At 58.4% G+C, this 20,960-nt stretch carries 18 protein-coding genes; 16 read left to right on the top strand and 2 right to left on the bottom strand.

Annotated features, from left to right (window positions below; genetic code table 11):
- Nucleotides 1–5 precede the first annotated feature (5 nt).
- The 13 genes from PRJ_RS09460 (at nucleotide 6) to PRJ_RS09395 (ending at nucleotide 13,710) form a co-directional block, all read left to right on the top strand.
- A complete protein-coding gene (locus PRJ_RS09460) occupies nucleotides 6–407 on the top strand; it encodes a TIGR03750 family conjugal transfer protein (RefSeq protein ID WP_104961187.1) in 402 nt (133 codons plus the stop codon).
- Nucleotides 404–1,042 carry a PFL_4703 family integrating conjugative element protein gene (locus tag PRJ_RS09455; protein ID WP_104961186.1) on the top strand — a complete coding sequence of 213 codons (639 nt, stop codon included), beginning with the start codon at nucleotides 404–406 and terminating at the stop codon, nucleotides 1,040–1,042. Before PRJ_RS09460 ends, PRJ_RS09455 begins: the two co-directional genes overlap by 4 nt.
- Entirely contained in the window at nucleotides 1,042–1,848 is an 807-nt protein-coding gene (locus tag PRJ_RS09450; RefSeq protein WP_104961185.1) for a TIGR03749 family integrating conjugative element protein, read from the top strand. The genes PRJ_RS09455 and PRJ_RS09450 overlap by 1 nt, the downstream gene beginning before the upstream one ends.
- Nucleotides 1,838–3,346: a TIGR03752 family integrating conjugative element protein gene (locus PRJ_RS09445; RefSeq protein ID WP_104961184.1), complete on the top strand. Its 1,509-nt coding sequence runs from the start codon at nucleotides 1,838–1,840 to the stop codon at nucleotides 3,344–3,346. Before PRJ_RS09450 ends, PRJ_RS09445 begins: the two co-directional genes overlap by 11 nt.
- Nucleotides 3,309–3,728 (top strand): TIGR03751 family conjugal transfer lipoprotein, encoded by a 420-nt coding sequence (locus tag PRJ_RS09440; RefSeq protein ID WP_089230096.1) that lies wholly within the window; start codon nucleotides 3,309–3,311, stop codon nucleotides 3,726–3,728. Before PRJ_RS09445 ends, PRJ_RS09440 begins: the two co-directional genes overlap by 38 nt.
- Nucleotides 3,728–6,469 carry a conjugative transfer ATPase gene (locus tag PRJ_RS09435; protein WP_104961183.1) on the top strand — a complete coding sequence of 914 codons (2,742 nt, stop codon included), beginning with the start codon at nucleotides 3,728–3,730 and terminating at the stop codon, nucleotides 6,467–6,469. The genes PRJ_RS09440 and PRJ_RS09435 overlap by 1 nt, the downstream gene beginning before the upstream one ends.
- A gap of 221 nt (nucleotides 6,470–6,690) precedes the next feature.
- A complete protein-coding gene (locus PRJ_RS09430; RefSeq protein WP_104961182.1) occupies nucleotides 6,691–7,668 on the top strand; it encodes a TIGR03756 family integrating conjugative element protein in 978 nt (325 codons plus the stop codon).
- Nucleotides 7,668–9,023 carry an integrating conjugative element protein gene (locus PRJ_RS09425; protein ID WP_104961181.1) on the top strand — a complete coding sequence of 452 codons (1,356 nt, stop codon included), beginning with the start codon at nucleotides 7,668–7,670 and terminating at the stop codon, nucleotides 9,021–9,023. The genes PRJ_RS09430 and PRJ_RS09425 overlap by 1 nt, the downstream gene beginning before the upstream one ends.
- Entirely contained in the window at nucleotides 9,020–9,325 is a 306-nt protein-coding gene (locus PRJ_RS09420; RefSeq protein ID WP_104961180.1) for a hypothetical protein, read from the top strand. The genes PRJ_RS09425 and PRJ_RS09420 overlap by 4 nt, the downstream gene beginning before the upstream one ends.
- 9 nt (nucleotides 9,326–9,334) lie before the next feature.
- Complete coding sequence (locus tag PRJ_RS09415; protein ID WP_104961179.1) at nucleotides 9,335–10,873, top strand: conjugal transfer protein TraG N-terminal domain-containing protein; 1,539 nt, start codon at nucleotides 9,335–9,337, stop codon at nucleotides 10,871–10,873.
- Nucleotides 10,874–11,698: 825 nt separating this feature from the next.
- The gene (locus PRJ_RS09405) at nucleotides 11,699–12,064 is read left to right on the top strand and encodes a DUF3085 domain-containing protein (protein WP_104961177.1); all 366 of its coding nucleotides are present in this window, start codon (nucleotides 11,699–11,701) and stop codon (nucleotides 12,062–12,064) included.
- A 294-nt stretch (nucleotides 12,065–12,358) separates the two neighbouring features.
- The gene (locus PRJ_RS09400; protein WP_256597946.1) at nucleotides 12,359–12,682 is read left to right on the top strand and encodes a hypothetical protein; all 324 of its coding nucleotides are present in this window, start codon (nucleotides 12,359–12,361) and stop codon (nucleotides 12,680–12,682) included.
- A gap of 89 nt (nucleotides 12,683–12,771) precedes the next feature.
- Entirely contained in the window at nucleotides 12,772–13,710 is a 939-nt protein-coding gene (locus PRJ_RS09395) for an ArdC family protein (protein ID WP_104961176.1), read from the top strand.
- A gap of 83 nt (nucleotides 13,711–13,793) precedes the next feature.
- Here the strand turns inward: PRJ_RS09395 and PRJ_RS09390 are convergent, their stop codons facing one another.
- Nucleotides 13,794–14,159, bottom strand: a complete 366-nt coding sequence (locus PRJ_RS09390; RefSeq protein WP_104961175.1) for a histone-like nucleoid-structuring protein, MvaT/MvaU family — start codon at nucleotides 14,157–14,159, stop codon at nucleotides 13,794–13,796.
- A gap of 125 nt (nucleotides 14,160–14,284) precedes the next feature.
- Nucleotides 14,285–14,479 carry a hypothetical protein gene (locus PRJ_RS30335; RefSeq protein ID WP_104961174.1) on the bottom strand — a complete coding sequence of 65 codons (195 nt, stop codon included), beginning with the start codon at nucleotides 14,477–14,479 and terminating at the stop codon, nucleotides 14,285–14,287.
- 222 nt (nucleotides 14,480–14,701) lie between these two features.
- On the opposite strand from PRJ_RS30335, the gene mobH reads away from it, so the two are divergent.
- From mobH to PRJ_RS09370, 3 genes are all read left to right on the top strand, one after another.
- Nucleotides 14,702–16,420 carry a MobH family relaxase gene (gene mobH / locus PRJ_RS09380; protein ID WP_104961173.1) on the top strand — a complete coding sequence of 573 codons (1,719 nt, stop codon included), beginning with the start codon at nucleotides 14,702–14,704 and terminating at the stop codon, nucleotides 16,418–16,420.
- 1,170 nt (nucleotides 16,421–17,590) lie between these two features.
- A complete protein-coding gene (locus PRJ_RS09375; RefSeq protein ID WP_104961172.1) occupies nucleotides 17,591–19,588 on the top strand; it encodes a DNA sulfur modification protein DndB in 1,998 nt (665 codons plus the stop codon).
- Nucleotides 19,575–20,840 (top strand): hypothetical protein, encoded by a 1,266-nt coding sequence (locus PRJ_RS09370; protein ID WP_104961171.1) that lies wholly within the window; start codon nucleotides 19,575–19,577, stop codon nucleotides 20,838–20,840. Before PRJ_RS09375 ends, PRJ_RS09370 begins: the two co-directional genes overlap by 14 nt.
- Nucleotides 20,841–20,960: the final 120 nt, after the last annotated feature.

The following is a 20,960-nucleotide window of genomic DNA, read 5'->3' as shown; positions in this document are numbered from 1 at the left end:
TCCTCATGTCCGACGTCCCTGCCACGCTGCCTGACGGCACGCTGACCTTCCTTCCGGAACGCCTCAATCGTGACCCGGCCGTCTTGCGCGGCCTCACCAACGACGAGATGTGGGTCGCCCTGATCGTCGGTGCCGCGCTGGGCGTGATCCTCGGTGCGCCGCTGGCAGTGGCCACCGCCTCCATCGCGACCCTCCCTACCTGCATGTTCTTGTGCATGGCGTTGGTGTTGCTCGGCGGCGGCAAGCTGCTGCGCCGGGCCAAGCGTGCCCGCCCCGAAACCTGGTTGTACCGGCGCCTGCAGTGGCACCTGGCGATTCACTGGGGCATCGGTACCCACCAACTGATCCTCCATTCGGGGCCGTGGACCGTGCGCCGTACGCGCCGGCATAGGAGAGCCAACCCATGAGCCGCTTCCGCAACAAGGTGGATGCGCAGCTGGCGCATATTTTCAGTCTGCGCCTTGCCGTGGCAATCCTGGCGCTACTGTGCGGCGGGCTGTGGTACGGCTGGCAGGCCGCGCCATCCGAGCTCACCATTCACGTACCGCCTGATCTACGCTCAGGCAGCACGCGCAAGTGGTGGGATGTGCCGCCCGAGAACATCTACGCCTTCGCCCTGTACATCTTCGGCCAACTCAACCGCTGGCCCACCGATGGAGAGGTGGACTACCACCGCGCCATCTTCGCCCTGCAGCCCTATCTAACGCCCGCGTGCAAGACCTTCTTTGACGGCGACTTTGAATATCGCAAGGCCGCCGGTGAACTGCGTGGCCGGGTACGAGGGGTGTATGAGGTACTGGGCCGCGGCTACAGTGACGACCCCGATCTGCGCGTGAAACAGCTGGATAAGCACAGCTGGCTGGTCAAGCTCGACCTCAACGCCGACGAATACTACGCCGCCGAGCCGGTAAAACGCGTGGTGGTGCGCTATCCGCTGCGGGTGGTGCGCTTCGACGTCGACCCTGAACGCAATAAGTGGGGCCTAGCCCTGGACTGCTACGAAGGCACACCGCAGAAGCTGACGCTGCCGGGAGGTGCGTGATGATGCGTGTCTTGATCCTGATTCTGGTGATGGCCAGCGGCTGGTGTTCAGCGGTCGGCGCCGTCGAGGTCAAATACTGGGACCGCCTACCCTTGGCCGTTCCGCTCACGGTGGGCCAGGAGCGGGTCCTGATGCTCGATGAAGACGTTCGCGTTGGACTGCCCAGTGCGATCGCCAGCAAGCTGCGCGTGCAATCCGTCGCTGGTACGGTGTATCTGCGCGCCGCCGAAGCGCTCCCCCCTACCCGGCTGCAGCTGCAGTCGGTGAAGACGGGCGACATCATCCTGATCGATATCGAGGCGCTCGAGGGCAGCGAGACGCTGGAACCGGTCAAGATCGTGGCCCAGGTTCAGGTGCCGGACGCGGAGAACAAGAAAGATTCAGCACCTTCGGCGACGCCAGTACCGGTAGTGCTGACTCGCTATGCCGCGCAGAACCTCTATGCGCCTCTGCGTACCGTGGCGCCATTGCCGGGTGTACGGCGCGTGCCGCTGACCGACTCCATCGCGTTCAGCACCTTGCTGCCCACCGAGCGTGTTTCGATCAAGGCGCTTGCTGCGTGGCGGTTGGGCGATTACTGGGTAACGGCGGTGAAGATCGTGAACCGCGGCCCCAGCAAGGTCACGCTGGACCCGCGTCACCTTCAGGCTACGCTGTACGCCACGACGTTCCAGCACGCAGACCTTGGCCTCGCCGGCACGCCTGAAGACACCACCGTGGCCTACCTCGTCACCCGCGGAAGCGACCTGAAGCACGCCATGTTGCTGCCCCCGCTAAAACCGGAGGCTGCCGATCATGAAAGCTAACAGCCTGCTGAAGTGGTTGGTACCCGGAGTCCTGTTGGGCATCGTGCTGATCATCGGCAAATCCTGGATGGCCGCTCCGGACGGCCAGCACGCTCGCGATCTGGACAAAACTACGCTCAGCGCGGAACAAGCCAAGGCCTTGGGCATCGCGGGCGACACCCCGCGCGACACCGTGGCCACACTGATCGGCCAGGTCAAAGCGATGCGCAGCGAGATGCAGACGCTGAAGAAAGGCAACGATGCGCTGCAAACCGAAAACAATCGGCTGCGCTCGCGCGAAGGCAATATCGACACGCGCATCCAGAGCACCTTGAGCAGCGTCACCCAACAGGTCACCGAGCAGCGCCAGCAGGCCAACGATGCCCGGCAGAAGGCTGAGCAGCAGCACCGCGAAACCCAGGGCCTGCTGTCCAGACTCAAGGACCAGCTCACCAGCAAGCCGGCCGCGAAGTCGGATGTCCCCGCAGGCTTTGGCCTTGAGCCAGGCGACGAGCAACAGTTTTCGGGGGCTCAGCAGCCGGCTGACGCGATGCAGTGGATCGAACCGTCGAATGCCCGCGCCGGCCAGGACGACGCCAGCAAAGCTGACGGTCCGCTGTCATCGCTGACGTCGACGTTCAAGGACCTGCACGGCCTGGACAACAACGCCATTGATCGTGGCCAGGATCGCTTGCGTGCCGTCGCAAAAGGCGAGCGTGACTTGGAGAATGCCCAGGACCGCGCCGAGGGCGCCAGGCCCGTGTACACCCTCCCTGAAAACTCGACGCTGATGGGCTCGATCGCCATGACTGCGCTGATTGGCCGGGTACCGGTAGACGGCACCGTGAACGACCCTTATCCGTTCAAGGTGCTGGTGGGCCCGGACAACCTCACCGCCAACGGCATTGACCTGCCGGACGTGGTCGGCGCGGTCATGAGCGGCACCGCCGCCGGTGACTGGACGTTGTCCTGCGTACGCGGCCAGGTTGAGTCCATCACCTTTGTCTTCAGCGACGGGACCGTCCGCACGGTGCCACAGCCGCAGAAGGTCGTCAGCCGCAATCGCAGCAGCCCCCAGACCTCCGACACTGAAAAGATCCGTGGCGGGTTGGGCTACATCTCCGATCCCTACGGCATTCCCTGCATTTCCGGCGAGCGCCGCTCAAACGCCCAGCAATACCTGGGCAGCCAGAGCTTGATCACCGCAGCCGGCGCCGGCTTCGCCGCGGCCCTGGGCAGCGAGCAGACCAACACCTCGTTTATCAACTCGGCCGGCGGCAGCCTGGGGTTGACCCAGAACAACGGTAACAGCGCGCTGAACTCAGTCATCAGCGGTGGCATTGGCGATATCCGTGAGTGGATCAACAAGCTCTATGGCGAAGCCTTTGCCGCCATCTACGTGCCGCCCGGGGCCAAAGTGGCCCTGCACCTGGACCACGAGATCAGCATCGACTACGAGCCGAAAGGCCGGAGAGTGAACCATGAAAGCCCATCCGTTTCGGTACTGGATCTGGATTAGTCTGCTGCTCGCCCTGCACCTGAGCGGCTGCTCCACCAGCAAGGAGGAAATGCTGCCCCACGGCGATCAAACCATGCTGGACATCTGGAACGGCGGTGGCTCCGTCGGTTCCCAGCAGCAGTTGCAGGAAGCGCGTGGCGAACTGCGCCGTCCGGTGCTCGACCCTGAGCGCCTGATAGGCAACCAAAGCGCTTACACGCGAACGGCTGCCAACGAAATCCGCGCCCAGTTCCCGCGCCTGCCCAATCCGGACCTGGTCATGTACGTATACCCGCACCTGGCCGGTACCCAGCAGACCCCGGTACCTGGCTACTCGACGGTGTTCCCGCTGTACGAGAAGGTCCAGTATGCGCTGCCCGGCGAACGCCTGGACGATCTGTGATGGCCGATGACACAAGACGCGACCCGCCGCGCTGGAAGCCCTGGCGCGCGGCGCAGTGCCGGCGCGCCACGCTTGCCGACGAGGCCGCCCAGTATGCCCACAATCCCAGCTTTGCTGATCACCTACCCTGGGTCGAATACCTCGAGGACGAGCAGTGCTTTCTGCTCGACGACAACCGCTCGGTGGGCGCGGTGTTCGAGCTGCAGCCGATCGGGACCGAGGGCCGTGAGCCCGAGTGGTTGATGGCGGCCCGCGACGCCCTGGAAGATGCGTTGCAGGACAGCTTCGACGAACTGGACCAGGCGCCCTGGGTGGTGCAGTTCTTCTGCCAGGACGACAGTGACTTTGCCCCGTACCTTGATCGCCTGGAGCACTATATCGCGCCGAGGGCTCGCGGCACACCATTTACCCAGGCCTTCCTCGCTTCGATGCAACGTCACCTCGACGCCATTGCTAAACCGGGTGGGCTGTTCGACGACCATGTCGTGTCCCACCTGCCCTGGCGCGGCAGCAACCGGCGGATTCGCCTGGTGGTCTACCGCTGGCTCGGGGACCAGGGTGACGATGACGGGCAGAGCCCGACTCAGCTGCTGAGCCGCACCTGCGACCGCCTGGTGGCCTCGCTGCAGGCCTGCGGGGTCAGCCCTCGACGGTTGACCGGACGCGACTTCTACGCCTGGTTGCTGCCCTGGTTCAACCCGTCCCCTGCCTTAACCGACGAATCCCCCGCAGCGTTCTATCAACGCGTGCCCTATCCGGAGACGGACGACGGCGAGGACCTGCCGCTGCCGTTCGACCACGATTTCGCCGAGCGGCTGTTTTTCCAGGAACCGCGGTCCGATAGCGAACAGGGCCTCTGGTACTTCGATCAACAGCCTCATACGGTGATGGTGGTCGACAAGCTGCGCAGGCCGCCGCATATCGGCCAGCTGACCGGGGAAACGCGCAAAGGCGAGGCGTTGAACGCCTTGTTCGATCAATTACCCGAGCAGGCGGTGATGAGCCTGACCCTGGTGATCACGCCCCAGGATGTGCTCGAAGAGCAGCTCAACCGCCTGGCACGTAAAGCCATCGGCGAGAATCTCGCCTCCACCCAGACCCGCCAAGACTTGGAAGAAGCGCGCGCGTTGATCGGGCGCCAGCACAAGCTGTACCGCGGCACATTGGCGTTGTATCTGCGCGGTGCGGATGAACAACAGCTGCGCCAGCGCTCGATTCAGGCCGCCAACGTACTGCTCGGCGCCGGCCTGCAGCCGGTGCGCGAGGGCGATGAAGTGGCGGCGTGCAACAGCTACCTGCGCTGGCTGCCGATGGTCTACAACCCGGCCCGAGACACGCGCAACTGGTACACCCGGCTGTTGTTTGCCCAGCATGTCGCCAACCTGCTGCCGCTTTGGGGCCGCAGCATCGGTACCGGCAACCCGGGCATCACGTTTTTCAACCGTGGGGGTGCACCGCTGTCGTTTGACCCGTTGTCACGTTTCGACCGCTCGATGAATGGCCACCTGCTGTTGTTCGGCCCAACCGGCGCCGGCAAGTCGGCCACCCTGGTCTCGATTTTGATGCAGGTCATGGCCGTGTACCGGCCGCGGCTGTTCATCGTCGAAGCGGGCAACTCCTTTGGCCTGCAGGGCGACTACTTCGCTACCCTCGGGCTGTCCGTCAACAAGGTGCAACTCAAACCCGGCAGTGGCCTAAGCCTGGCGCCGTTCGCCGATGCTCGTCGGTTGATCGAGCAACCGGATCAGGTGGCCAGCCTGTCGACCGAAGACCTGGATGAAAACGCGCCGGACAGTGATGAGCAGCGCGATGTGCTGGGCGAATTGGAGATCACCGCACGGCTGATGATCACCGGTGGTGAAGCGAAGGAAGAGGCACGCCTGACCCGCGCGGACCGCAGCCTGATCCGCGAGTGCATCCTCGATGCCGCCCAGCACTGCGCAGCGACCGAACAACAGGTGCAGACGCGGTATGTCCGCGATGCCCTGCGCCAGGTTGCCAGCGACGCCCACTTGCCTGACAAACGCCGAGAGCGCGCCCAGGAGATGGCCGAGTCCATCGACCTGTTCTGCCAGGGTTTTGAGGGCGCCCTGTTCGACCGGCCCGGCACGCCTTGGCCAGAAAGCGATGTGACGATTGTCGACCTCGCCACCTACGCCCGCGAGGGTTACGAAGCGCAGATGTCGATCAGCTACATCAGCCTGATGAACACGGTGAACAACCTTGCCGAGCGTGACCAATATCTCGGCAGGCCGATCATCATGGTCACCGACGAGGGTCACATCATCACCAAGAACCCGCTGTTGGCACCCTTTGTGGTCAAGGGCACAAAGATGTGGCGCAAGCTCGGCGCCTGGTTCTGGCTGGCAACACAGAACCTAGCCGACTTCCCCGACGCGGCGCAGACCATGCTCAACATGATCGAGTGGTGGATCTGCCTGAACATGCCGCAGGCGGAAATTGAGGAAATCGCCCGCTTCAAGAAACTCACGCCGGCGCAGAAGGCGCTGCTGCTCTCCGCGAGCAAGGCCTCGGGCAAGTACACCGAGGGCGTGGTCCTGTCGAAGAATCTGGAGACGCTGTTCCGCGCGGTGCCGCCGAGCCTGTACCTCGCACTGGCCATGACCGAGCCCGAGGAAAAAGCCCAACGCTGGCGATTGATGGAGGAGCACCAGCAGTCCGGGCTGGAGGCCGCCCTGCAGGTCGCAGCAGAGATCGACCGCCTACGCGGCATGTCATGAACAGGACCACCAGGTTTATCCGAACCCATTGGCTCAGCAAAAAACCGGCAAGAGCACATTTGTACTCCTTAGCTGTTTTACCCACCTCACGCTGCTGAATCAGGCGCCGGACGAAACCGATCACCCAGGGCTCGGTTTGTCCGTCCCTCTCCAGTGCCGGATCCGGGATGCTGAAGCTTGGCGCATGGATGCACACCGCTGCCACCTGCCGAGCGTTGCCCATGAACGTGACCGCCTCCATCCGCTGCAGATTACCGAAGCTCAAGAAGACCGGCCGAAGCCGTGCGTTCACTGCGGCGGTTCTGCTCATCGCCACCGAGCAGTGCCTGGCACTGACCAGCCCGACCATCATCGCCTCCGTCACTTCGCTGCAGTGCCTGGAATACCGGGTCGTCGGTATCTGCTACTGGCTGCTGTGCACGCCGTTCGGCTGCACGGTGCGCACCTCGCCGAAGATCCGTCATTTCATTCCCGAACTGGTGGTGTCGAGTTATGCCGATACCGGGGGCAATCCCTGGAGTGAGATGTCTGCATTGTCGACGCCGACGCCAGCATCACAAGGCGGTGGGAACCTGATCACGCCTTCGCCGCAGCGCGATAACCTGCCACGGTTCAAGAATGTCGATGGCATCGGGCACCCTGGCGGAGCTGCGCTTACCGCCCTGGCGCACACGTTCGGCTATGCCTGTCCAAGCGGTGCCGTGCCGCTTGCGCCCTACTACCTCAGTACGCTCGACCCGCTGGCGTGGCGCCAAGCCATTCCCGAATCCGTCTACCCGCAAGCACTGGTTCCGGAAGTACGCGAGATCGGCAATCAGGCACTTGGCGACATGTGGGGTAGCGTCTACCCACGCCACGGTTTTCTGGTGCAGCCCGACGATTTCAAGGCGGGCGCCGTTATGGCTCAACGCGCCAGTGACTTCATCACTCGCGTTGGCCAGCCGCACGTCTATCGGCCGCTGCAGCCGATGCCGGCTCCCGGCTACTGGCCCCCACAGCCGGTGCTAGAAAACAACGTCAACAACCACCGCTGGCAGCTGCTCGTCCCGGTGATCCAGAACACCTGCGCCATCTTCCCCAGCCCAACGATCCAGAGCGCCGACGGCGCCTATGCCTGGTCGCTGTGGCGGCCCTACCGCTGCTGCCAGCGCATGGGCCAGACCTTCCTGTTCAGCATCGATTTTGACGGAGGCCAGTGATGAAGACCCTCTCGCTCGGTCTGCTGTGCTTCCTCGTCTATGCCGTGGGCCACGCCGCCGAGAACGGCTACCACCTTGGTGACCAGGCTCCGGTGCTGGACGACCGGGTGATGTACACCATCGGCGGCGGTTCAGCGGCAGGAGCGCCCTCCTCGCTCTACCGACCCAATGGCCTTGGCGTGGGCATGTCTTGGCGCGCCAACATGATGTGCGGAAACATGAACCTCTCGAACACCCTGCAGAACCAGCTCAATGGCGCCACCCAGGGCTTCCAGCAGATCATGGGCAACGTCATTCAGAACGCCACACAGGCAGTGATGTCGCTGCCGGCGATGATCATCCAGCGGGCCAATCCCGGGCTGTATGAGCTGCTGAGCAATGGTGTTCTGCAGGGACGGATCGACTTTGATCGCTCCAAGCTCACCTGCCAGGCAATGGCGGCGAAGATGGCCGACAAGGTCGACCAGGCCGGCTGGGGCGCGCTGGCGCAGAACCAGGAGATGCAGCACAACCTCGAGCAGTCCGGGGGGGACGCCGTGACGGCGGTGAAGGACACCGAATCGAACAACGGCAACAACGGCGTCAGCTGGGTCGGTGGGCAAAAAGCCGGTGGCAACGGCCAGCAACCCATCCGGGTAACGTCGGACGTGGTCAAGGCCGGCTACAACCTGCTGCACAACCGGGCGGTCGAGGATACCTCGGCTCCTGGTTCGGCTTGCCAGAATGGCGCCATCTGCCAAGCCTGGTCGAGCCCCGAGGAGGCCTCCGAGTGGGCGACGCGTGTGCTCGGGGAAACTGAGGTGGAGACTTGCGACGACTGCGAGACACTACGGGTAACCGCTGGTACCGGCCTATCACCGCTTATCCAGGAAACCTACACGGAAAACCTGGAAGGTTTGCAACGCATGGTCTCAGGCGCCGAGCAACCCACCCCGGAGAACCTCGGCAAAGTCTCCAGCCCTTTGCTGCAGGTCTCCCGCGGAGTCATCGAGGGACTGCGCGATGACCCCGACCAAAACCTGCTGGCCCGACGCCTGGCCAGCGAGACCGCGCTATCGAGTGTGATCTACAAAGCGATGCTGTTACAGCGCACGCTGTTTGCCGGCAGCCACGAGCCCAATGTGGCTTCGGCGCAGCCCGCCACCAACGCCCTCAACAGCAACGTCGAAACGCTGGAGCGCGAGATCCGCCTGCTGCAAACCGAGCTACAGGTACGCCAGTCACTGGCCACCAACACCGCCAGCCTGGTCCTCGATCGCCACGCCGGCGGTGCCGACGCCTCGCGTAGCATCGATCAGCGTGATCCGGAGCCGGACCGTTTGCGCCGAGCCGAACAGGAGAGGAGCACGCCATGATCTCATTATCGGTGAGGTTCACGCTCGCGCGTGTACTGCTGGTGCTCGGTGCCATGCTGGGAATTCTGTTGATTGCTTGGATGGCGCTGCACCTGTCCGTGACCCAGCTGAATTGGCTCGAATCAGCACGAGTGTCAGCGCCTTACTTCGCGTGCTGGCGCGCGCTCTTGTACACCCTGCTGTTCGCCAGTTGGGCCGCAGCGTTGCGCAGACGACCCATGCCCGCAGATCAGCAACGGGTGAGGCGCATGGGCTTAATCGGCTTCAGCTCGATCATCCTGGTCGAACTGTCTCGCGTGTGAGGTGGAGCCATGAACATGAGCACCAACAGCTACCTCGAGTACTACCTCTCGCTGCTAGCCTGGATCATCAACAACGGCATCTGGAACACCTTGGCGGACACCGGGCTGTTCGCCGCGCCGTTTGGCGCGATCATCCTGCAGGAATGGCTGTCGGCCCGCCAACAGGGTGCCGACGAGGGCAACAAGGGGCTGTTGTCGATCCCTCGGGTCGAGAACCGGCTGTGGATGAGCTACGTGGTCATATTGTTTGGCTGCATGCCGTTCTTTCCGCTCAACCTGTCCTCCGTGAGCTTTGACGATGCGGCGAGCCAGCGCTGTGGCGTGTCCATGGCCAAACCTGCGGACACGGCCTGGGGCACAACCTTCAACACCATCGGAGAGAAGTCAGCGAACGTGCCGGTGTGGTGGTTCCTAGTGCATGCCATGAGCAAAGGCATCACCGCCGCCGCGACCGCGTCGATCCCCTGCGCACCTGATATCCGTGCGATGCGCATGGAGATCGACAGCTCGCGGATCAACGACCAGGTACTGCTGCAGGAGGTCGCCGACTTCACCCGAGACTGCTACGGCTTTTCGCGCTCACGGCTCTTTACCAATCGGCCCGATTTGGACCAATCCCAGAGCTACGATGCGTCCTGGATTGGCTCGACCTACCTGCTCAACACACCGGACTACTACGATACCGATCGCTCGCGAATGCCCAGGGTCGATTGGCCATACGACGAGACAAGAGATACCTCTCTGCCCCAGCTCGACAACGGTGCTGGTTATCCCACCTGCAAGCAGTGGTGGAGCGATGGCACAATCGGATTACGTGATCGCTTGGTGGCTGAGGTCGATCCATCGCTGATGTCGCAGTTGCGAGGCTGGCTGACTGGGCGCACCACCACCGAGATCGAAGACGCTACCTTGCGAGAGCTGGTGAGCCCGCGGCAACAGTCATTGAGCATGGCACCCGGGCAAGTGTTCCAGGACTACGGCAGCAGTGCCAGGGGCGGCTCACTGACGCAAGGACTCAACAACCTGGCCACCAATACCGGCCTGGCCTTGGGTTCTATCAGCAACTTCCCTGCGATGAATGCCTTGCGTGCCGCCTTACCCATGGTTCAGGCCTTCCTGATCATGGGCACCATCATCAGCTTGCCGCTGGTGCTGCTGATCAGCACCTACCAGTTGAAGGTGCTCATGACGATCACGTTCGCGCTGTTCACCCTGCACATGCTGACGTTCTGGTGGGAACTGGCGCGCTGGGTCGATTCAAGCATGCTGGAAACGCTATACAACCAAGTTTCAGCAACAGACCAGGCACTGTTGTCGTTGCCGACGGCAGGCTTCATGGACGGAACGGTCACCGCGCAAGTAATCGAGTACGTCATGGGCGCAATGTTCGTGGTGCTGCCGATGTTTTTCCTGGGCGTGATGAGCTGGGCGGGATACAACGTGGGCAGCGGTATGCAAACGCTCCTGACCCGCGGAAGTGAAAGTGCTCAGATACAAGCAGAGAAGGGATCATCACAGCTTATGTCTGGAGCCCGCAGATTGAAATAACCAATCACCTAGGGGCCCCATTATCGTCATACATTTCTGGGTATCGCAGATGATGTCGAGGATGGCTCATTTCATGGATACGAGGCTGTCTATCACCACTGATTGGCAGAGCCGCAATAGTCCATACAGCTACCATGCCTATTGCAAGGAAAAGCGCAACTGAAGCAACGGCTAGCACCAGGATTAACTTGAAAACATAAAAAACGACTTTGCGATACTTGATCGGAACCGGGGCCAGCATGCCGAAGTCCAGAATCGTAGACTCCAGTTTGTTAACCAGCCGGCCGACACCAACCGCAGCACGAATTAGATACTTGCCAACAGATGTACGACTAGAAGTGGAACAAGTCGGAGTCGACATTTGATTACCTCCCTACCCGTGCCTTGGCTCAGGGCCGAGCCGCTACAGTTAATTTGGATCCAAGCCTTAGCTTACTCCTCTGTCGCTGACTTCCATGACCGTTAATCACCTGGGTGCCACCGATTATCGCCAGTGGCGCTCAATGGACCTGCACCTGAAACTCATGCGAAAAGCACCATTGACGCTATGTCGGTCCGCTTGTTAAACCAACTGTGCAATCGCTGGTTTTCCAGCATCCCAGGTAGCCATAACCTTTGAGGCTACGTCACGTATGTGATGGTTATCCCCAAATGCGATTCGCGTTCGGCAGCTCGCATGGTCACCGCTCCCCGGTGATGAACGCCTTCCAATCCCCCATAGCTCATTGAGCCCGCGTCTTTGACGCCCCCAAACCCAATCCATACCAGTGCTGGGAATTCTCCCGCATGGGTGGCATTCCTCCGCACATTCTGGAGGATCTCATCATGCTGCGTTTCACAGGCACTGAACTTCACGCCGTGTTAGCAGAGGCCGGTATCAACGGTTGCAGAGTGATATTGGTCAAAGACCACGGCGTCTACCTCATGTCAGAGGTTGGCGAAAGCAAACCGGATGGCGGTGGGCGTAAACGCCTGGCCTATGCCACCGGTTGCAACCCTGCCGTCGACGACTTCGACACCTGGCGGAATCGCGCCCGCGATGAATTTGGCGGCGATGATTTTGCCGAGTACTTTGACATCAATGATCCCGTTCTCGCCAGCCTTCGTGGCACTTCAGGATCGCTAGTGGTGGAGGCTACCTCCACCCACCTGTACCTGGCAGCCGAGGTTGATCCTGCGGGAAAATCTTGAACGCAAAAGCGAGCACCTTGCGCTTCCCGAGAGGCACCTAACGGGCCTCTCGGGAGGCATTTCGCACTACATTCAGACTAACTGGGGTCGCCGCTGGTCAGGAATTCAAGGCCGATAGTCTTCCTTGGAACGCCCTGGATAGCCCCGTTCAAAAGAGGTCAGGATCGGAGATTGACCCCACGTTCAGGCGCGTTTTAATGGACGGACGCTCCCTGCTCGGTGGGTTGATCGGATCGGGCAAATACACACCAAACCTCAGAAAGGTGACGCGGAATCTGCTAACCGGAGGCCACCATGTCCAGGATGAACCACCTCTCCACTGCCATTGTGCTGAGCCCAGGTGTCTGGCGGCAGTTCATTGAACCTGCCACAGGCGAGGAGCCGGTTGGACAGTCCGCACTGCGCTTGGCAGAACTACTCAATAGCGCGCTGACTTCTGCACCGCTTGCCCTGCATTGCCCCCTAGCACTCCAGCTCGATCACCTGCAGAGCAACGGCACTTCAGTAATTACCCACCTGCCGCAGATTCAGCTGGCTCGCGTCACACCGCGCAACGGCCCACCTTTTTTGTTCATCCGACTGCCTGATGAGAGCGCGGTAGACATCGCCGCCCTCTGACCCACTCAGCACCGTCGCAGCCTCCTCTACCCCCACCGGGAACCCTTCCCGGCCGGGCAGCGTTCCCCCCTTCACGACCGGAGAACGCCATGTCCGATATCTACCTGGACGTCACCAACAAGATCGTCAGTGCCCTGAGTCAGGGCGTGATCCCTTGGATCAAACCCTGGACCACCACAGGTTCGAGCGCTGATTCCCCATTTCCCATCAACGCCATTACCCGGCGGCCCTACGCCGGCATCAACGTTCCACTGCTATGGGCTGAGGCCCGTCTGCGAGGGTTCACCCAGGATCGCTGGCTGACCTTCAATCAAGCACGCAAGGCTGGTGGCCATGTACGCAAGGGCGAGCAATCCACCCTCGCGGTACTGTACAAACCGATGAGCAAGGAGGCGCATGACGAGGACGGCCAGGTCGTTCGCGATGAACAGGGCAACATCAAATTGGTGCAGTTCGCACTCCTGCGCACGCACTGCCTGTTCAACGTCGAGCAGACCGAAGGCTTGCCTGACGAGGAGCCAGCCTGCACCGAGCACACAGAGCCGGCGACCTTCATCGTTCATGAACCGGCCGAGCAACTACTGGGCGCCAGCGGGGCGCGCATCGAGCATCGCTACAGCGATGACGCGTTCTATCAGCCGATTCGTGATCTGATCCAGCTACCTACGAAGGCGCAGTTCGAAGACGTCGGCAGCTACTACGCAACGGCTCTGCATGAGCTGACACACTGGTCGGGCCACCGGTCGCGTCTGAACCGTGAAGGTATCACCGGCGGGCATGCATTCGGCTCCACGGCGTATGCCTTTGAGGAGCTGGTCGCAGAAATGGGCGCCGCGTTTCTCTGCGCACTCACCGGTACCCAGGGTGAGTTGCGACACGAGGAATACCTGGCGTCCTGGCTGAAGATACTCAAGGAGGACAAACGAGCCATTTTCCGCGCCAGTGGTCAGGCCCGGGAAGCCTCTGAGTACCTGTTGGCCTTGCAGTCCGATCAAGCCACGGATACACCCGCACGCCTCACCGCGTGATTTCACACCCAGTAAAAAGGCCCCTAACCGGGGCCTTTGTTTTGTCTGCTGCGCGATACCCGCCGCCGTCAGGAAGCCAGTGATTACTGCAGCCAGCTCTCGACAGTGTCCGAGCCGTGCTCCTGCTTCCACTGCTTGAGGATCTTGTGGTTGCCGCCCTTGGTTTCCACAACCTCACCGCTCTGTGGATGCTTGTAGCGTTTAACCTCGCGAGGCTTGCGCTGACTGCTGCTGACTGAACTCGCGGTCGGTACGCTCAGGCCCTTGGACGGATCCAGAATGCTGATCACCTGGCGCAGGCCCATGCCGTACTGTTCCAGCAAGGCTCTGAGTTTTTGTTCGAACTCGATTTCCTGCTTCAAGCCGGAGTCGTTTTTCATGGCATCCAGCTGTTGCAGCTGCGCGGCCAGTTGCGCTTCCAGTGCTTTGAACTCGGCAAGTTTGGACATGAATGATGTTCCTAGGTGTGGGACAAGTGCTGGGATAATAACTGAGACTGCGGATTTAGCCGAGAGTTTACGTAAAGAGCACACGCTCTTGCGAGGCGCCGGTTAAAACGACCTCGCCTGGTTACTCAATCAGACAAGTGCTGACACAGGTGCGCCACAAGTTGCCGCGGGTTTGCGCTGTTCCCGATCTTGAACACAATACCGCGCTGGCTGCGGGGCAGCTTTTTCGCACAGCGTTTGGCCGCTGACCGGATGGCCGTATCCGTGCCATGAATCCGATCGGCCAATAATACGATCAATACCGCATCACTCAACGTCATCCGCACCCCTGCTCTAGCAATGATGCCGGGCAGTCTACGCCCTGAACAAAGGCACCGCTATTCCGAGCGGCCGCCGATCCCGATGGACCTGGCTTCGAATTATCACACACGCGAAAATGGCCAAGGCGGTAAAGGGTAACGGCGGCAATGGAAGGGGGCGCAAGGGTAAGAGGCTTATCCGAAAAGGCAAAAGGACCTCCCGAACGAACAGCAGGTCATGCGATGAAAAGCTGGTGGTTGAAAATTCAAAAAGGCGAGCCGGCAGAGCTCACTCCCACTCCCATCGCCGAGGGCTTCCTGCTCCCCCAGTCGGCCGAATCTCTGCTCGACGTAGATCACCGGAAAAGGCTGCTTGAACGTATCTGGCAGTATACGGCCCTCTCCGAAGCCCAGTTTGATCGGCTCTACCTCGAGCCCATCCGCCGTTACGCCGGCTACGTACAGCAACTTCCGGCCAGCGAAAGCCATCATCACGCCTATGCCGGGGGCATGCTCGATCACGGATTGGAGCTGGTGGCCTGCAGCTTGAAGCTACGCCAATCCTACCTCCTCCCCAGCCGCGCGGCGCCAGAAGACCAGGCGGCACAAGCCGATGCCTGGAGCGCCGCGATTGCCTACGGCGCCCTGCTCCATGATATCGGCAAAATCGCCGTAGACCTGCAGGTCGAGTATCAGAATGCCGAACGCTGGCACCCCTGGCACGGCCCGCTGAACCAGCCCTACCGTTTCCGCTACCACCCAGGCCGCGATTACAAGCTGCACGGTGCCGCGGCGGGGTTGCTCTATACGCAGATCCTATCGCCCGCCCTGCTCGACTGGCTCAGCGATTACCCCGAATTGTGGAGCCAATTGCTGTTCCTGCTAGCCGACCACTACGAGCACGCTGGCACACTCGGGGAACTGGTGCTGCAAGCTGATCGGGTGTCCACTGCGCAGAACATCGGTGCCAACCCGACAAAAGCACTGCACGCCCCCAAGCACTCGCTACAGCATCACCTACTCATGGGGCTACGCCATCTGATCAAAAACGAATTCAAGCTCAACCAGCCTGGCGCCGCCGGATGGCTCACCGAGGACCACCTGTGGTTGGTCAGCAAAACTGCGACTGACAAACTGCGTGCATACCTGCTGGCTCAATCCGTGGATGGTATCCCCTCCTCCAATATTGCCTTGTTTGATGAGCTGCAATCCCATGGGTTGGTGGACGCGTCATCTGAAGGCAAAGCGGTATGGAGCGCGACCGTAACCATCGGTGAATGGGAGCATCGCTTCACCTTCCTCCGCCTACAGCCGAGTCTGATCTGGGGCGATGAGTCCAGGCCAGTCTGCTTTAGCGGCACGATTGAGCCGATGATGGACCATCCCGTATCAACCAGTGAACCCTGCGAGCCGAGCACAGATGGGCCGCAAACTGCCGCGAAGGAAAAGCGGTCGACCACAACAATCTTGGATGAGGATTTCAACTATCTCGACGATCTGATGGATATGTTGGAAGAGCCGCGTCAACTTGAGACTGAATCAAGCACTGGAAACTTGCAGTCCGAAACTACGCTTCCCCAGGATGCCATCGGGCTGGTGTTTCTAGAGTGGCTGCGCGACGGTGTCCACAGTCATCGATTGTTGATTAACGACAGCAAGGCCAAGGTCCACTCCGTGGAGGGCACTTTTTTTCTGGTCACGCCGGGCATTTTCCAACGCTACGCTGCCGAGCATCCAGAGGTGGCCGAAGCAGATCCTAGTAGCGAAGCCTGGCGATTTCTCCAACGTCAGTTTGAAAAACTGGATGTTCATCTGAAAAAGCCTAATGGCCGGAATATCTGGACCTGTAAAGTTAAAGGCCCACGCAAAACTAGCTCAGTGAATGGCTACTTACTAATCGACGCCAGGACAATTCCGATGGAGCTTCCCGCCAATAATCCTTTCTTAACTTTGATGCCTTGAGCTCCTAACCTCTGAGTCGTTTTGCTGCGAACCGCGCCCCTCTGATTATAATTATTGCGGTCGCTGATCGTGTTGATCCGCCTGCCAAACATCATCGGATGAGAGGGGTGACTCCAACCTAGGCACACAATATTACCAAAAATTTCCGCGAGGTCATCGCATCACGCACTTATAGCAATGCATATCGATCAAAGAGTGTTCGGCAGAACTTTATCTGTATTTTTCAGTGTCTGACTTGCCAAACTCGTGCCCCAAAAATATATACTTCATAGCCAGACAATCTGTGCAGTCTGTCCGCAACCCATTGCCTGAGTACCGCCTCGGCTATCGCGGCCATCATACGTTGAGTAATAGTGCTGACCATCGACCTCGATGACTATCCCTATACCGGCGAGCGGCAACATAAGAAAAAGCCATCCGAGAACGGAGCAGCGTGTCTTTGCCGTGTCGAGTACCATCCGAGAATCCCAGTAAAGTCAGACTTCTGGCAGCAGATCAGGAAATTTTTGAACATTCTCCTTCGGGAACACTTTCGTAGGGGCTTGTGAAAGCCGGGAACCTGATCTGCGATGTGCCCTTCAGGCTCTCGCTCAAATGGTGATACAAAGGCTGCCCTCCCCTGCGTTGATACCTTCCCTCTCCTCAAACCATGGCTGCAAACCGCGCCATAGCATGCAGCACCTTAGCCGCGCAGGCCATGATCACGACATCGTCATCCAAAGCATTGCTGAGCCTGAGGCTGGGCTTAACTGAAGTCGAAGCTGCCAGCTGAACGTGCCCTCAGCGGCAGATGGGCCGACGCTCCCCGCCCCAGACAGCATCTGTCCAGGGCCTCCAATCTCGACGGGCCGTCGTCACCGCCAGCGCGCGCGAACCCGCAGCAAGCGAACACCATATGCGATGTGCAAACCGATGCTCGTTATAAGGTAAGATTCGCCTAATCACGTCTAAAGCATCCCCGTTTGACAACTGAAGGAGATCGGTGTTGGCGCAGAAAGCATATGGAATGCACCATGAGCTGTCAGATCCGCGGCCATCCGTGTCCGCTCTCTACCGCTCAAGCTTGTTGGAGTTGATCCATTCCTATCAAAGCGCGCACAACATTGAACCAGGAAAACTCTCAGTAGTTACCGGAAATCATTCAACTGACTAACCAATTTAAGGTTTGCTATGACCAGACGACAAACTGCAGCTCCCTTCCGATACGAATTTGAAAAAGATGGCGCGTTCGGAATATTCAAAACTAACGGCTCCGTCCCAATAGAATACTTGATGACATCTTTCAAGATCGACGAGCTTTCATATCTATCCTACGCTAAAGACGTCAACACTGACCTAAATTTTGATTATTTAATCCAACGCGACATTGACGAAGAGCGAGCCATCGCCGAAATCAGCCAGTACTTGGCAAAGGAGGTAGGCATTCAAAAGGACATCGTCTTTCTACCCCCACTGTTAGTGGGCGTTGTCTATGTCGACCAAGATAAACGTCTCGAAGACTACTATCCAAAATCAACATTCAGCTCTGATAGTGATAACATCGGCACACTGCATACCAGAGAGTGGCCAGGCGTCCTAAAAGTCACAAATTACCAAGTCGACCAGGAAGAACCTAGAATATTTTCCTGTGGCGATGGAGACCACCCTGTAGCGATTACAGTTGACAATGCAAAAATCCAGGTAAACATTACCCCCAACGGAGTCAAAGGCGCCAGGCTAGTGGTCATTGACGGGCAGCATCGCCTATTTGCGCTAAACGCATTGCGAGCCAATCACAGAGATTTGGTAAAAGACCTTACGATACCTATCTGCTTAGTCTATCCACCCAATTCGATTGAGAACCACAGCGACGTACAACCTAAAGTTCCAGAGGTATTGAGGCATCTCTTCGTCGACGTGAACTCGACGGTGGAACGCGTCAGCGGGCACTTTCTTACTCTGCTTTCGGAACAAACCTTAGGCTCCATTATTTGTCGAGAATTCTGCAAAGCAGTTCTGGAACAGAAGGATGGAGAGGGTCTCGGTTTAATCGAATGGAATACGAAAAACCACAAGCAATCACTGGAGATCTCTCGTGAACACACCCTGACCAGCATCGGCGTGATTAACAGCGCCTTCGAGGAGCTCTTCAAAACCAAAAATGGCGTCAAGCTGCTGGCTGCCATTCTGGGCATTGATAGACAATCGAGTGAGTTTGATTTTGGTTCCGACGAATACGACGAGGAAAGAAGCGCGCCGGAGTATTTCCCGTGGCGCGATTTCCTGTCTCGCCATCGCGCTCGTCTTATTTCCCTGGTGAACGAAACCATCACACCAGCACTAGTTGAAATGTTCTTCAACACCCCTTTCTATGCAGAGTACTGCGCTCAATTCAAAAACTACTTTACCACCATCGAGGAGGAGCTCAGGCGCGAACGCCGTAACGACCAAAACGTGTTTTCCATCGTTAAAGGGCATGTACTGTTCAACGACATCCTGTCCAAACCTGCGCTCGCCATGCATGCGATGGTACGGGAAGAACTGAGAACATTAATCGACAACACAATACCCGATTTTTCGCGTAAAACCATTTTCCAAAAGGCCATGATTGAAGCATGGTCGCTCCTCTGCGCAAAATTCATTGCCAATGGTATTCCACTGGCACGGGCTTCACATTACATAACAATTTTCGTGGCGAATTCATTCCCGCCAAAATCTGATCTCTTCGATGAACGGCACCTCTATCTCCAAGACACAATTTTTAGTGGCTCTCGCATTAAAGTAACCAAGTCAGCGAAACGCCAGATTGTCCGACTACTACTATCTAATGCGGATAAAACCGACTCCACCGACTCGAAAGAGCAGCAAGTCATATCGGAGTTAGCCAAAGAGGAAGTAGGTAGTTTTATCAACCAGATGCGAGAAGACAAGCGCAAGGTTTTCGAGAAATCTTACCGCACTAACTTTAATCTTCCAGCATTTGAGCGCGAGCGACTGTACGCGGCCGAACTAGACAAATCTAGAGAGATGAAGGAATTTGGCGGCGACTCTTCGAAAACCCAGTTCGACACTCTGGTCGGCACACTCATCTCCGAAAACCTGACTGACTCCTTTAATGACTTGGTTCGCACCCTGAAAGCCAAGGACTTTATCTACTCCAAGAGTGAGGAGTTTGATGAGGAACTGTAAGGATGTTTTCTTCTCCATCTTGGACGGAGATAACCTTGATCCAACTCTTAAGGAGCTGCTATGCGCTGCAACCTTAGAGTACTCTGAGTTTCTCATCGTCTCTGGCTCTCGTAGCTTACTGGCCGATCTTACACAGCATATTTATGCGACGGTGCAAATCCGCCCTCGCTGCTTACTGGTGCCAGGCAGCACCGTTCTGACCACGGCGGAGCATTTCTTGGTGCACGCCTATCTACCAGCTGATGCAGATCGACGCTTTATTAAATATGATCTCGATACGGGACTCTCAGCGGAGGTCCCCCAGCTGCGCGATACGGACTTCACCACGAATCACGAGGATATCACCCGCTATCTTCACGACACTCAGCATCTACACCCGATTGTTAAACACACTATTGAAGCGGCCTGCGGGGAGCACAATGAACTAGTCCGTCATATCAACCGACTATTGATTGGCTACAGCTTCCTGCCCGACAGGTTGCTGAGGAATAAGAGTCTCGGCACCGACCTCGATGGGCTTCAACTGCACGAACTCAAAGCATTCGTCGACTACATAGACAACCTCAAGTCAACGTTCAGCATATTTAAGCATACCATCGACACGCTCATCAGTTATTGCAATGGGCTGCTCATGGTATGCCCCACCAATGCCACCGACTTATCCAACACTTACCCGACTGCGGCCCTCCAGAACGGCTTTCCTTGTGTCTACAAGGTGATGTCAGTAATGCACTATTTGGGTTACGAGCTATCCATGCGCCGCCAGCTATATAGCAAGGCATTCATGCACATTTTTCGAGCCTATGAGTGCTACACAGCAGGCTCCTTATTCTTACACAATGCTACCATCGCCAATTACACGGACAAAAGAGGCACATTCCCGGATGTGTACATACTCGACACAAAGATGGTTCTAGGCTTTAACCCTATCTATAAAAGCGTCGGAAACCACTTCAACCTTCTGCACGTTTCCGATTACACTTCCTGTAAGTTTTACATAGATCTGCGGAACAAGTTCCATTACACTCACGGCGACATTAAACCCAGCAAAATTCTCGTCCTAGAGTTTGCCCGCTCAGTATTGCGGCAGATCCTAAGAATCGAAAAAATAAGCAACCAACAAAACTTCCAATGGAGAGATGTCTACAAGCAGACCAAGGATAAATTATTTACGGATGGCAGCACAGAGGTCGCAGCGGCGATCATCCGCCACCTAGGAGTTCAGTCATTGGTCACTTTCGTCGAGGTATGACTTCTCCGCACCTGGGATGACCGAAACGCCTGATCCAAGGCTCCGAATCGACCCGCATGGGTCATGCTCACCTTGCGTGTACGTTAAAAATATGCAAAATGACGTACTCATAGTAAAAAC

It is taken from the genome of Pseudomonas sp. XWY-1, assembly GCF_002953115.1.
Lineage (GTDB): Bacteria > Pseudomonadota > Gammaproteobacteria > Pseudomonadales > Pseudomonadaceae > Aquipseudomonas > Aquipseudomonas alloputida.
This window is presented reverse-complemented; position numbering and strand designations above follow the sequence as displayed.

Coding starts and splice junctions, on each gene's coding strand:
- PRJ_RS09460 (WP_104961187.1), top strand. CDS start 6: ATGTCCGACGTCCCTGCCACGCTGCCTGACGGCACGCTGACCTTCCTT.
- PRJ_RS09455 (WP_104961186.1), top strand. CDS start 404: ATGAGCCGCTTCCGCAACAAGGTGGATGCGCAGCTGGCGCATATTTTC.
- PRJ_RS09450 (WP_104961185.1), top strand. CDS start 1,042: ATGATGCGTGTCTTGATCCTGATTCTGGTGATGGCCAGCGGCTGGTGT.
- PRJ_RS09445 (WP_104961184.1), top strand. CDS start 1,838: ATGAAAGCTAACAGCCTGCTGAAGTGGTTGGTACCCGGAGTCCTGTTG.
- PRJ_RS09440 (WP_089230096.1), top strand. CDS start 3,309: ATGAAAGCCCATCCGTTTCGGTACTGGATCTGGATTAGTCTGCTGCTC.
- PRJ_RS09435 (WP_104961183.1), top strand. CDS start 3,728: ATGGCCGATGACACAAGACGCGACCCGCCGCGCTGGAAGCCCTGGCGC.
- PRJ_RS09430 (WP_104961182.1), top strand. CDS start 6,691: ATGAACGTGACCGCCTCCATCCGCTGCAGATTACCGAAGCTCAAGAAG.
- PRJ_RS09425 (WP_104961181.1), top strand. CDS start 7,668: ATGAAGACCCTCTCGCTCGGTCTGCTGTGCTTCCTCGTCTATGCCGTG.
- PRJ_RS09420 (WP_104961180.1), top strand. CDS start 9,020: ATGATCTCATTATCGGTGAGGTTCACGCTCGCGCGTGTACTGCTGGTG.
- PRJ_RS09415 (WP_104961179.1), top strand. CDS start 9,335: ATGAACATGAGCACCAACAGCTACCTCGAGTACTACCTCTCGCTGCTA.
- PRJ_RS09405 (WP_104961177.1), top strand. CDS start 11,699: ATGCTGCGTTTCACAGGCACTGAACTTCACGCCGTGTTAGCAGAGGCC.
- PRJ_RS09400 (WP_256597946.1), top strand. CDS start 12,359: ATGTCCAGGATGAACCACCTCTCCACTGCCATTGTGCTGAGCCCAGGT.
- PRJ_RS09395 (WP_104961176.1), top strand. CDS start 12,772: ATGTCCGATATCTACCTGGACGTCACCAACAAGATCGTCAGTGCCCTG.
- PRJ_RS09390 (WP_104961175.1), bottom strand. CDS start 14,159: ATGTCCAAACTTGCCGAGTTCAAAGCACTGGAAGCGCAACTGGCCGCG.
- PRJ_RS30335 (WP_104961174.1), bottom strand. CDS start 14,479: ATGACGTTGAGTGATGCGGTATTGATCGTATTATTGGCCGATCGGATT.
- mobH (WP_104961173.1), top strand. CDS start 14,702: ATGAAAAGCTGGTGGTTGAAAATTCAAAAAGGCGAGCCGGCAGAGCTC.
- PRJ_RS09375 (WP_104961172.1), top strand. CDS start 17,591: ATGACCAGACGACAAACTGCAGCTCCCTTCCGATACGAATTTGAAAAA.
- PRJ_RS09370 (WP_104961171.1), top strand. CDS start 19,575: ATGAGGAACTGTAAGGATGTTTTCTTCTCCATCTTGGACGGAGATAAC.